This is a genomic window from Rhodomicrobium udaipurense JA643 (genome assembly GCF_000636015.1).
GTDB classification, from domain to species: domain Bacteria; phylum Pseudomonadota; class Alphaproteobacteria; order Rhizobiales; family Rhodomicrobiaceae; genus Rhodomicrobium; species Rhodomicrobium udaipurense.
The window spans coordinates 1-11,522 of sequence record NZ_JFZJ01000103.1 but is presented as its reverse complement, the minus strand read 5'-3'; the positions used below and the strand labels follow the sequence as shown (position 1 = coordinate 11,522).

Sequence of the window (11,522 nt, the reverse complement as noted above, 5' to 3'; positions counted from 1 at the left end):
CGTGGCTTCAAGCGCTACGTGCTCGATCGATCGGACCCGTTCATCGTCCGTGTGGATCAGACCAGCGGCGATGCCGCACGCAAGGGCGTCCACAGCGTTGATGAGCCATTGCGGACGGTGCACACCGCTGGCAGTTTCGCGGCGGTAACGCCGCACCTGATGACGATGCGAAACAGCGGCAAGCCGTTTCAGGGCGCGGACGAGCCGACGCATACCGTCACGGCTGGGGGCGCTGGGCTTTCTGTCATTGCCCCGCAAGTCATGGTCTTCCGCGCCGACCATGACGGCAAAGCCATGGACGAGCCGCTGCCAACCGTGACCGCGAACAGCTTTCAGAAGCGCCCCGGTGGGGCATCTCCACTCGGCCTTGCCACGGCGCAACTCGCTCCCTTCGTGACCTACGGCCAGCAAGGCGGCGCATCGCGGCCGGTCGATGAGCCTCACCACACGGTGTGTGCCTCGACGAAAGACACGAACAGTGTCGCTGCCGTCTATCTCGCCCAGCACAACGGCAACGGCGTCATCGGCCGAGACGCGGGGGAGCCGCTCTCGACAATCACGACGAGCGCGGCAAACCAGCAGCCGGTCATGGCGTATCTATCGACCTTGCAGGGCAAGAGCGCGGGCGTGGCGGTCGATGAGCCGCTCGGCACCGTGCTGGCGCAGGGTCAGCACCACGGCGTGGTGACGCCCTATCTCGCGGGCGTCGGTGGGCGCATGGGGCAGAGCGGTGAGCGGCCTGTCGAGGCGACTTATCACACCATCACGACGAAGCCCGACACGGTGCTCGTAGCGCCGATGCTCTCGGCCTATTACGGCACAGGCGAAGGCGCACCAGAGGATGAGCCCGCGCGCACGGTGACAACGCGCGACCGCTTCGGCCATGTCGAGGGATCGCTCGAAAGCCCGCCGCTCGCGGATTGGCAGATCAAGCGCGCCCGCGCGGTCGCGGCCTTCTTGCGTGCAGAGGGCGTCTGGGACGGCGGCGAGTTCGTGACGCTCGGCGACTACGTTGTCTGGGATATCGGCATGCGCATGCTCACGCCGCGCGAGCTGGCGCGGGCGCAAGGCTTTCCCGACAGCTACATCCTCGCCGCGCCGCTACCCGGCGGCGGCACGCTCACCGAAACCGCGCAGCGGCACAAGATCGGCAACAGCATCTGCCCGCCGGTCGCCGCCGCGATCATCCGCGCGAACTGCATCGAAGCTCTCACCCGGCCTCAAGTAAAGCGTCGGCGCGCCTCCGTTCCCGGGCGCGTGTCTGTTGGCCACGTTCCGCAACAGCATCAATCGACCTTGCTTGAGGACGCTGCATGACCGGCTCGACCGATCCGAACAAGCATATTGCCGATATCGTCGAGGGCTCGCTCGAAGAAGACGATTATGGCTGCGACGCTGGCGATCTCGGCGGCAGCGATGGCGGCGGCCTGCCGCCGGGCATCACGCTCGACATGATCGCGGGTAATGCCGTGCTCGACCAGAATGACACGGACAACGCGAGGCGGCTGCTCAACCTCTATGGCGATCGGCTGCTGAACGTCGACGAAGTCGGCATGCATGCGTGGGAAGGCCGCTACTGGAAGCGCGAAGGCGGGGACCACGAGGCCGAGCGTTGTGCGCAGCAAACCGCGAAGATGATCAAGCTTGAGCATCAATATCTGCCGGTGCCGGAGATCGTCCGCATTCAGATCGAGCGCGCGTCGCCGCTGAAGGCGCGCGATGAAGAAAGCCTCTCAGCTGAGGAAAAAATGATGCTCGCACTTGGCGCGGCGGCTGAAACTGCTCTCGAAAAGCGGCATCAGGGGCGCGTGAAGTTCGGCATTTCGTGTGGAAACCGAGCGCGAACCGTAGCGATGATACAGCAAGCCGTACCTCACATAACCGTCACTCCCGCAGCCCTCGATGCGGCCCCGCTTAAATGCAACGTGCAGAACGGGACGCTCGTCTTTGAGGTGAAAGAGATCGAGGAAGAAGACCTCGAATGCCCCGATCCGGACGTGGTGCGCATGGTGAGGCGGAAGGTCGCGAGCGTGCGCCTCGATCCGCACCGGCGAGAAGATCGCATCTCGAAAATGGCGTGTTGCTCGTATGATCCGAAGGCGACGGCTCCGCGCTTCACAGCCTTCATGGAGCGTTTCCAGCCGGACGATGCACAGCGGCGCTATCTGCAAGTTGCCGCCGGGCGCGGTCTGCTCGGCGGCGCCTCCACGCAATGTCTGATTTTTCTCTATGGCGACGGGTCTAACGGCAAGTCGGTATGGATGGAACTCATGGCGCGGATATTGGGCGATTACGCAGGCCGAATGAAGCCAGAAAGCATCACAGGCTCACAGGAGCAGGCGGGCGACAGGCCTACCCCAGATTTCGCGCGGCTCGCGGGCAAGCGCTTCGTGGCGATTGCAGAGTTGCCGCGCAACTCGCCGCTTCGCGAAGGGCTCATCAAGACGATGACGGGCTCGGAGCCGATGCCTGTCCGCCACCTGAACAAGGGGTTTTTCGATCTTACCCCTGAATTTATCCCCTTCATGTCGGGCAATGAGATGCCGGTTATCGGAGGTCTCGACAAAGGCATATGGAGGCGCATGAAGTTTGTCCATTGGCCGGTGACACTCACTGACGACGAGCAGCGGCCGTTCGAAGAAGTTGTCGGCGAGATGTTCGAGGAAGCTTCCGGCATTCTTAACTGGCTGATCGACGGTGCAATCATTTTTCTTGAGCAGGGTTTGCGAGAGCCCCCGGGGGTGCGTGCTCTGACACAAAGTCACCGAGAGGACAGCGATCCGGTCGGTGCGTTCGTGCGCGATTGCGTGAAGCCAGATCCTGGCGGGCAGGTACAGGCCCGCGCGATGTACACGGCCTTCGCCAAGTATTGCGCAAGCAACGCCATCAAGCCGTGGACTGAGAAATCGTTCTCGAATGCCATGAAACAGAAGGGCTTCAAGCGCGAGGACAAGCGCATCCGGCAGTGGCTCGACGTGACGCTCGATTGGGTGCCGGACTGTGACCCGCAGCCCCCGCATCGTGAGGACGAGCATTGATCCTCGCTCGAAAATTACCGATTTGCGCAATTTCGCAAATCGAGGGCCGCGAGGGTGCGAGGGTAGCGCGAGGGTAGAAACTCAACCCTCGCTGCATTCAATGCATTGATTTTGTTTGCGTTTTAGTTGTTTTGCGAGGGTTGCGAGGGTCGCGCGCGTATGTACGTATGAGAAAAGGGCTTCGGGCGAAGGCCCTAGCCGTTTTTTCCTTACACATTATAGGAACAATCCTCGCAACCCTCGCAACAAGACAATAAGCATATGAAATATAAAGGGAAAAAGGCCGCGAGGGTTGATTTTTGATCCTCGCACTATCCTCGCACCCTCGCAACCAGCCATAGGAGGAAACATGGCACGGCGAACAGAGCGGCCCGACAGGCTCAAGATCGACATCGAGAAGTTGCTCGACTGGACCTACCGTGTACAGAAGGTGGAACGCGCTGCTGCGGCCCTGCGCCCGCGTGCGCCCGTGGCGGCGCTGCCTTCGGCGCTTGGCCAATATGTGGTGCTGGGCACGCGCGTGGATCAGTCGAGCCACGCGTGCGGGATCGTCGGGCTGGCCTCGGAGCATCGGGGCGCGTGCGATGATGCGCTGATCGTGCACGATGCGGTGTTGGCCCTTGCTGACATGTGGCTTGAATGGGCCGATTTCGACCAGGTGGAGATCTGGGACAGGGAGCGCCTTGCCCGCGATGGCCAGATCGTCGAGCAGCGGAGCGGGGCGTGGTGGCGTCTGCCAGCCGTTACCATCGGCAATGTCGAGCCGATGCCGGCGCGGGTCGAGCAGGCATGCGCAGCGGCGATTGTGATCATAAACGCGAAGAATGGGACGCGGCCTGAAGCCTATGAGGACTGGGCCGCGCAGCGCGGGGCTACAGCGACCGATAGCGGAGTGATGGACCGTTGGGGGCGCGGGCGGAAGGCGCGCGATACGATCCGCGTCGACGAAGTGATGCACGCCCGCGCAATTTATCTCGTCTGGCACGCGGCGCTAGAAATGCTGGCGGCCCAGCTCGACGGCGCGCTCTCAGGCTTCGAGGTGACAGGCCCGGAAGCACAGGCGGAGCCATGGATCGGCGCGCGAGGTTCACGCGGTCGCGTGTTGGAGGGGGTTCGTTTGCAGAAATCAGAGCGCGATAAGCCTATAAAACTAAAGAGGAAAAAATAGTTCTTGACGCAAAAACCCCTTGTGACTACACACGAAGCATTCCAAAAGTTTGAAGATGACGCCTCCGAGCAGCCGCTCCGGGGCGTTTTTTTTATGGGCGGTTCGCATGGCGCGGGGCACGATCAGGATCGCTGCGTCGCAGCCTGGCATGGCGACGGTGATCGCCACGGTGTCGATGCTCTCCGACCCGAAGATGCGCAAGGCGCTCGCCCGGGCGGTAAACCACTCGACGGGCAAGACGCTGACGCAGGTGCGTCGCGCGCTCGTCAAACAGACCGGGCACAAGTACGGGGTCATCAAGGCCGCGACGGCGCAATGGTCCGCATCCGAGGCGACGCTTCAGGCTCGGATCGATGCGCGAGGAAAGTACGCTCGGCTTAAGGAGTTCGGCGCGAAGCAGACTGGCGCTGGCGTCGTCGCCGCGCCCTGGGCGAAATCAACCCTGTTCAAGGGCACATTCATCGCGCCGCGCGGAAAATTCGCGGGCAACGTCTACAAGCGCGTTCGCCGCACCGATGGCAGCGTGATCCGCGTCGGCAAGAACCGCTCCTGGCTGCCAATCAGGCCGCTCTATGGCCCCGCGATCCCGAAGGAGATCGTGAAGGACGCATCCGAAGCCGCCTTTCAGCGCACGGTTGCGGCTGAACTGCCGAAGCGCACCGCGCATGAACTGAAACGCCTGCTCAAGCTCTGACGGAGGGATCAACATGGCAACGGACATCTATGGGTACGAGCCCTTCCACCTGTGGGCGATTGCTCAAGCGGCCTACACCGGGCGCGCAGTGATCGTCGACGAGGCCGGCCGCACGCAGGTGCAGCAGCTCGTCGATGAAGGGCTGCTCGAAAGCCTTGGCGATGCTGGCAGCTATGCTCTGACGAAGCGTGGCCGCATCGTAGCTGATTGGCTGCTCGCCACGTTGGACGGGCTGACCCTGCTCCTGTCGAGACCTGCCGAGCCGGAGCGCCGCGAGCCGTCCATGCTGGGCTATCTCGTGCGGCTCTGGTGGCCCTTCGGGGCAGGCAGCGCCTAGAAAACTGTGGCTTTTGCGCAACCGTTGCGACCGCGCCACCCTTTTCGGGGCGTGGCAGGCCTGCCACAGTGGCCCATATGCCACATGCGCGGGTCCCTCTCGCCCCTCCCCAGGGGGGCGAACGGCACGCCGCCCCGAAATATCGCTAGCCGATTTCGAAACAAACTGACCTTACACGGCTGACATCATGACCCTGACGGCTGACACGCAAGAGCCAGTCGGCGCTGGCTTGTGGGTCAGCGTCTCCGACTTGGCTGCCCGCAAGGGCGTCACGAAGCAGACGATTTCCGAGCGGGTTGCGAAGCTCGTCCGCGACGGGCTGATCGAGACACGCCCCGGTCCAGGCCGGGCGAAGCTTGTCAATCTGGCGGCTTATGATCAGGCTGTAGGCGAGACCGGCGATGCGGCCAAGGCGCTTGGCGCGGTGACGAAAGCGACGATCCGCGCGCAGGAGCAAGGGGAAACAGCACCTTCAAGCGGTGGCGACCATGTGCTGGCGCGTGAGCAAGCGCGGCGCGCGGCCTATGAGGCCGATCTCGCGAAGCTCCGCCTGGACGAGAAGCTCGGGCGGCTGTTGCCGATCGAGGATGTCGAGGCCTCGATGGTGCGCTGTGCAGAAGCGTTGACGCGCGCGTTCGACCAACTTCCGGCGCGCGCCGACGATCTTGCCGCTGCGGTTGCAAAGGACGGTGTCAACGGCGCCCGAGCCTTTCTGAAGGTCGTGGCACGGGACACACGAGCCGTGCTCGCGAAGGAAATGAGGCTGCTCGACAAAGACGAGCCGGACGAGCCGCAGGAGGCGACGGAGGCCGAACAGGATGGCGAATGAAGTTTCGACAATCCGCTCTGCGCGTCATTGCCCGCACGCTGGCAAAGGTGCTGGAGCCGCCGATGCCGATCCCGCCCTCGAAATGGGCGCGGGAAAACCTCGTGGTGCCGGATGGCCCGCGAGCCGGTGAGCTTTGGGACCCGTATCTGACGCCCTATCTGATCGAGCCGCTCGACATGCTCGGACCGGATTGCCCGGTGAACAAGGTCGTGGTGCGCAAGAGTGCTCAGACCGGGTTCACGACGCTCGGCATTGCATGGATTGGCCACACGATAGACCGCGATCCGTGCCGCATGGCCGTGGTGCAGCCAACGGACAGTGCCCTGTCGGAGTTTTTGAGCGAGAAACTGAACCTCGCCATCAGCGAGACGAAGGCGCTCAAGACGAAGGTGCAAGCGCAGAAGTCGCGCAGCTCGCAAGGGTCGACGACGTACACGAAACGCTATCCGGGCGGCTCTTTGAGCTGCCTCATCGCGACTTCGACGGCAGATCTTCGCTCAAAGACACTGAAAAAGGTCTTCAAGGACGAGGCATCTGAATACCCGGACGATCTCGACGGGCAAGGCTCGCCTCATGCGATGATCAGCGCCCGCTACACGAGTTTTCTCGCGAGCGGCGACTGGAAGGAGCTGAATATTTCGACGCCGGTGCTCAAGGGCGCCTGCTACATCTCGGACGAGTTCGATGCAGGTGACCAGCGCTTCTGGCATGTGAGCTGCCCGCATTGCGGCGAGCAATTCACTTTCGAGTTTGACCGCAAGTGGTTCAAGTTCAACGATGTCTACCCTTACGAAGCTCACTACATCGCGCCATGCTGCGGTTCGGTGATCGAATATCATGAGCGCAACGCGTTGGTGCGCGCCGGCGAGTGGATCGCGCTGGAACCTGCGCCGGGGAAGTTCCCCAGCTACCATTTCGACGCGCTGTCGAGCCCGTTCGTTCCGTGGGACGAGATCGCGAAGAAGTTTATCGAGGCCGGGGATGATCCAGCCAAGCAGAAGGGCTTTTGGAACCTCACGCTCGGCCTGCCCTACGAGCTGCGCACCGACACGCCGGATTACACCCGGCTGATGGAGCGGCGCGAAGACGGTCTGACGCGTGGGCACATTCCGCCGCAGGGGCTCTTGCTGGTGATGTCCGCTGACGTGCAGATGCGTGGCATTTATGTCGAGGTGCTGGCGATCGCGCCCGACCGTCAGAGCTGGGTTGTCGACGTGCAATATCTCGACGGCGAGACGACGGACGCTGAGCGCGGCGCCTTCGCCAAGCTCACGGAGCTTTACGAGCGTACCTATCCAGATGCGTTCGGCAATCGTCGGCGCGTCGACTTGATCGGCGTGGACAGCGGCTATCAGACGAACACGGTCTACACCTGGTGCCGGAACCGGCCCGGGGCGATGGCGCTGAAGGGCGAGGACGGCTGGAGCCGCCCCGCGCTCGGTTCTCCGACGCTTCAGGACATCGACTACGGCGGCAGGAAGATCAAGAAGGGCGCGCAGAAGTGGACAGTCGGCACGTGGCCGCTGAAAGCCACGTTCTACTCGGACCTTCGCAAGGACGGGCTGAAGGCGGGCCGAGAGATCGACCCGCCCGGCTATTGCCATTTCGGCACCTGGCTCGACGAGGTGTATTTCCGGCAGATCACGTCGGAATATGTCTCCGACGAGAAGTTCAAGGGCCGCAATCGCAAGGTCTGGAAGATCAAGTTCCGCGAGGAAAACCACTGGCTCGACTGCCGCGTCTACAACATGGCGCTGGCCGAATATCTCGGCCTGTCGCGGATGACGGCGGACGATTGGGCTGTGCTCGCGAAAGAGCGCGGCGTGCCTAAAGAGGCGCGCGCTGTGGATTTGCTGTCACCGTCACCGGTTCGGGCGGCGGCGTCCGAAGCCGCGAAAGAGGCCGCTCCGGAGCCTGCTCCGGTGCCGAAACAGGAAGAACCGGCCGGAAACGACTGGTTCAAGGGCCGCAACCGCGGCTGGTTCAACAAACGCTGACGGAGATGATTATGCCCACCATGCGCGCGAAGATGAAAGTCACCTTCGTTCAACAGAATTTCTATGCTTTAGGCCCGGATGGGAAGAAGTGTGGCGAGACGCTGTCGCTGTGTGCTGTTTATGCGTCGAAATATCCGGAAGACGGCAGCGACGAAAACAACACGTACGCGAAGTTCACTCCGCAGGCGGAGTTGAAGATTACCGTCGCCAACCCGGAATTGTGGGGCAAGTTCGCGGTCGGCGATGAGTTCTATGTCGATTTCACCTCGGCATCGAAGCCCGAATAACTGGAGAGGGCGGTCTGGCTGGGCTCGAAGCTCCGCGCCAGCCGCCCCACACAAATACCCGAGAGGGCGGTCTGGTACTGCTCGCGAGGCACCCAGCAGCATCCCCGGCCTCACGGCCCTTGGGAGGCTTGAGCAAGGTCTTGGAACATAGACCGGCAATAAGGGGATACCCCCGCCGCCCCGGAAAGCCGCCGGCTCACCGCCTCCGTTGAGAGGCGGCTGTTCCGGCGGCACTTTTTTGCACGAGAGAAACGATGGCCTATCAGCAAGCTGACATCGACGCGCTGAAGCGCGCCATCGCGACCGGCGGCCGCAAGGTGCGCTACGAGAGCGGCGGCGAGGTGCGTGAGGTGACCTATCGCTCGCTCGACGAGATGGAGCGCTCGCTCGCGGCCATGGAGCGCGAGATTGCAGGCGCATCGCGCCCGCGTTCCGTGCTCGTTTCGCATGATCGGAGCCGATAATGGCGTGGGTGGATCGAGTTATCGGCGTGTTTTCGCCCATGGCGGAAGCTCGGCGGCTCCAGGCGCGTGCGGCTGTGTCCGTGCTCCGAAACGCCGCCGCGAGCCGCTCCTATGATGGCGCGCAAGCGTCGCGCCGCGGATCATGGGGCGGGCGGCAATCTGCCAACGCGGCGATAGGGCCAAACCTGCCGTCGTTGCGCGATAGGGCGCGCGATCTTGTGCGCAATACGCCGATGGCCCGCGTGCCAGACGTTCTCGCCGCGCATATCGTGGGCACCGGCATCGTGCCAACCTCGCGCACCGGCAATCGCGCGCTCGATAAGCGGGTGAACGCGCTTTTCGAGGCTTGGCAGAAACAGTCCATCGTTTCCGGCGAGGTTGATTTCTACGGTGCCCAGGCGGTTCTCGTTCGCTCGATGGTGGAAGGCGGCGACGCGCTCGTTCGCTATCTGCCGCGCCGCGCGGATAGCGGGTTGCCAGTTCCCTTGCAGCTCCGGCTCATGGAGGGCGATCAACTCGACGAGCGTAAGCATGGTCTTCTCGGGCGAAGCGCTGAAACCACGACCGTGCTCGGCATCGAGTTCACGGAGGACGGCGCCCGCAATGGCTATTGGATCAGAAAGGCCCATCCCGGCGATCTCTGCACGCGAGGCAACGAGAATACATCCGTTTTCGTGCAGGCGCGGGATATAGCCCATATCTATCGGCCGCTCCGCATCGGGCAGGCGAGAGGCGTGACCTGGTTCGCGCCGGTCATGCTGACGGCGAGAGACCTCGCCGATTACATGGAGGCGACGCTCGTCAAGGCGAGGGTCGAGAGTTGTTTTGCGGGCTTCGTCACGTCGGCGGATACGTCGATGCCGAATACGCTCGGCGGGCAAGTGAAGCAGGCTTCGGAGCCTCGTCGCGGGCCGGATACGCTGGAGCTTTCGCCCGGCATGATTACCAGGCTGGAGCCGGGCGAGACCATGGCCTTCGCACAGCCGTCGAGTTCGAACAGCTTCGAGGCCTTTACCCTCAATGCGGCGATGAATATCGCTGCGGGCACAGGCATCACTTACGACCAGTTCACGGGCGATCTGAGGCAGGCGAACTACAGCTCGCTTCGGGCCGGCAAGATCGAGTTCCGCGCCCTTGTCAGGCAACTTCAGTATCATCTGATGATCCCGAAGCTCTGCCAACCGACGTGGGACAGGTTCATCGAATGCGCGATCCTTTCCGGCGCCTTGAGGCTCCGCAAAGATGGCTATCCGGTGAAATGGATCGCCCCCGGCTTTGAACCGATTGACCCGCTCAAGGATCTGAAAGCGGACGTGCTGGCGGTGCGTACCGGCCGCATGAGTTGGGAGGAATTCGTTGCCGAATGGGGCAATGATCCAGAGACGCAACTCGACGAGTTGGCCCGCATCAACGCGGCCTTCGACGAGCGCGGGCTGATCCTCGACATCGACCCGAGAAAGGTTGCGGCGAGCGGAGCCGCTCAAGCCCAGCCATCGCGACCATCCGAAGAATAGGACAACTCATATGCCGAAGATTGAAACGCGGCGGGACGCGCACCTGCCCGGTCATACGCGCGCGCTTCCGATCTCGTCAGTCGACAAGGAAGCCCGCACGGTCGACGTGGTGTTCTCGACCGGCGCAAAGGTCCAGCGCTGGCGCTGGGTCGGTTGGGACGTCCACCAGGCCTACGAAGAGACGCTCGTCATATCGAACGCCGCCATCAACATGGAGCGTTTGCAGGCGGGTGGCCCGGTTCTCGACAGCCACAATTCATGGTCGACACAGACGCAGGTTGCCGTGGTCGATCGCGCGTGGGTCGAAGGTGACAAGGCGCTCGCGCGCATCCGCTTCCCAAGCCCCGGCGTCGACGAGCTGTCGGATAACATCTGGGGCAAGGTGAGCGAGGGCATCGTTCGAAACGTCTCGGTCGGCTACAGCCAAGATCAAATCCGCGTGGTCGAGGCCGAGAAAAAGGGCGACATCGAACAGTGGATCGTCGAGCGCTGGACGCCCTTCGAAATCTCTTTCGTTCCCGTGCCGGCCGATCCCGGCGCGCAGGTGCGTGGCGCCCGCTCTGACGGCGGCGAGCGCTCATTCCCGGCCGTTATCACCCTCACAAAGGAGACTAAACCCATGTCGGACCCCGTCCGCGAAGCGCCGGAAGTCCCGGCACAGGAAGACACCACGCGCGCCAACCCGCAGCCAGCGGCGGCGGTCGATGCAAAGGCTCTGCTCGCCGCCGAGCGCAAGCGCATCGCCGATATCAGCACGCTCGCCCGCCAGCACGGCATGAGCGAGGACTTCATCCGCACTCATACCGAGGCGGGCACGAGCGTGACCGAGGTCGGCGCCAAGATCCTCGATGCCCTGGCCGCTCGCGCGAAGGAAACCGACACGGCCACGATCGCGGTCGACAAGGCCGCCGATGTGAGAGGCGGCAGCGACAAGGCCGATCATCTCCGCGCTGTCCAGCGGTCGCGCGGCGTCAAGCTCCGCTCTGACAGCAAGGCCGCGTAACCAGCGCGAAACCGAGGAACCATAACATGCCTCTTAACGAGACCTTTACTTTCGAGCCCGAGCGCGAAGGCGCTGGCTCGCTTCCGCTCCTGTCCGATCCGGTGACGATCGCCTCCGGCCAAGTTCTCTCACGCCTTACCCTCGTCGGGCGCGTCACCGCGACCCGAAAGGTGATCAAGTCCGTGAAGACC

At 63.1% G+C, this 11,522-nt stretch carries 11 protein-coding genes; all 11 read left to right on the top strand.

The features are described from left to right. On the top strand, positions 1–1,317 hold a 1,317-nt coding region (locus T281_RS13170), incomplete at its 5' end, for a DNA cytosine methyltransferase (RefSeq protein ID WP_210164077.1). After that, complete coding sequence (locus T281_RS13165; protein WP_052037476.1) at positions 1,314–3,038, top strand: DNA primase family protein; 1,725 nt, start codon at positions 1,314–1,316, stop codon at positions 3,036–3,038. The genes T281_RS13170 and T281_RS13165, both read left to right, overlap by 4 nt. Before the next feature lie 349 nt (positions 3,039–3,387). Then, positions 3,388–4,206 (top strand): hypothetical protein, encoded by an 819-nt coding sequence (locus T281_RS13160; RefSeq protein WP_037239843.1) that lies wholly within the window; start codon positions 3,388–3,390, stop codon positions 4,204–4,206. 106 nt (positions 4,207–4,312) lie between these two features. Beyond that, the gene (locus tag T281_RS13155; protein WP_052037475.1) at positions 4,313–4,900 is read left to right on the top strand and encodes a hypothetical protein; all 588 of its coding nucleotides are present in this window, start codon (positions 4,313–4,315) and stop codon (positions 4,898–4,900) included. Positions 4,901–4,913: 13 nt separating this feature from the next. After that, a complete protein-coding gene (locus tag T281_RS13150) occupies positions 4,914–5,237 on the top strand; it encodes a hypothetical protein (RefSeq protein ID WP_037239841.1) in 324 nt (107 codons plus the stop codon). A 187-nt stretch (positions 5,238–5,424) separates the two neighbouring features. Then, positions 5,425–6,066: a MarR family transcriptional regulator gene (locus T281_RS13145; RefSeq protein ID WP_037239837.1), complete on the top strand. Its 642-nt coding sequence runs from the start codon at positions 5,425–5,427 to the stop codon at positions 6,064–6,066. Beyond that, the gene (locus tag T281_RS13140; protein WP_037239834.1) at positions 6,063–8,063 is read left to right on the top strand and encodes a phage terminase large subunit family protein; all 2,001 of its coding nucleotides are present in this window, start codon (positions 6,063–6,065) and stop codon (positions 8,061–8,063) included. Before T281_RS13145 ends, T281_RS13140 begins: the two co-directional genes overlap by 4 nt. A gap of 11 nt (positions 8,064–8,074) precedes the next feature. After that, entirely contained in the window at positions 8,075–8,350 is a 276-nt protein-coding gene (locus T281_RS13135) for a hypothetical protein (RefSeq protein WP_037239844.1), read from the top strand. Between the two features lie 254 nt (positions 8,351–8,604). Then, positions 8,605–8,814 carry a phage head-tail joining protein gene (locus tag T281_RS13130; protein WP_037239831.1) on the top strand — a complete coding sequence of 70 codons (210 nt, stop codon included), beginning with the start codon at positions 8,605–8,607 and terminating at the stop codon, positions 8,812–8,814. Next, the gene (locus T281_RS13125) at positions 8,814–10,328 is read left to right on the top strand and encodes a phage portal protein (RefSeq protein ID WP_037239828.1); all 1,515 of its coding nucleotides are present in this window, start codon (positions 8,814–8,816) and stop codon (positions 10,326–10,328) included. The genes T281_RS13130 and T281_RS13125 overlap by 1 nt, the downstream gene beginning before the upstream one ends. A gap of 10 nt (positions 10,329–10,338) precedes the next feature. Then, a complete protein-coding gene (locus T281_RS13120; protein ID WP_037239825.1) occupies positions 10,339–11,331 on the top strand; it encodes an HK97 family phage prohead protease in 993 nt (330 codons plus the stop codon). Positions 11,332–11,522: the final 191 nt, after the last annotated feature.

Coding starts and splice junctions, on each gene's coding strand:
- T281_RS13165 (WP_052037476.1), top strand. CDS start 1,314: ATGACCGGCTCGACCGATCCGAACAAGCATATTGCCGATATCGTCGAG.
- T281_RS13160 (WP_037239843.1), top strand. CDS start 3,388: ATGGCACGGCGAACAGAGCGGCCCGACAGGCTCAAGATCGACATCGAG.
- T281_RS13155 (WP_052037475.1), top strand. CDS start 4,313: ATGGCGCGGGGCACGATCAGGATCGCTGCGTCGCAGCCTGGCATGGCG.
- T281_RS13150 (WP_037239841.1), top strand. CDS start 4,914: ATGGCAACGGACATCTATGGGTACGAGCCCTTCCACCTGTGGGCGATT.
- T281_RS13145 (WP_037239837.1), top strand. CDS start 5,425: ATGACCCTGACGGCTGACACGCAAGAGCCAGTCGGCGCTGGCTTGTGG.
- T281_RS13140 (WP_037239834.1), top strand. CDS start 6,063: ATGAAGTTTCGACAATCCGCTCTGCGCGTCATTGCCCGCACGCTGGCA.
- T281_RS13135 (WP_037239844.1), top strand. CDS start 8,075: ATGCCCACCATGCGCGCGAAGATGAAAGTCACCTTCGTTCAACAGAAT.
- T281_RS13130 (WP_037239831.1), top strand. CDS start 8,605: ATGGCCTATCAGCAAGCTGACATCGACGCGCTGAAGCGCGCCATCGCG.
- T281_RS13125 (WP_037239828.1), top strand. CDS start 8,814: ATGGCGTGGGTGGATCGAGTTATCGGCGTGTTTTCGCCCATGGCGGAA.
- T281_RS13120 (WP_037239825.1), top strand. CDS start 10,339: ATGCCGAAGATTGAAACGCGGCGGGACGCGCACCTGCCCGGTCATACG.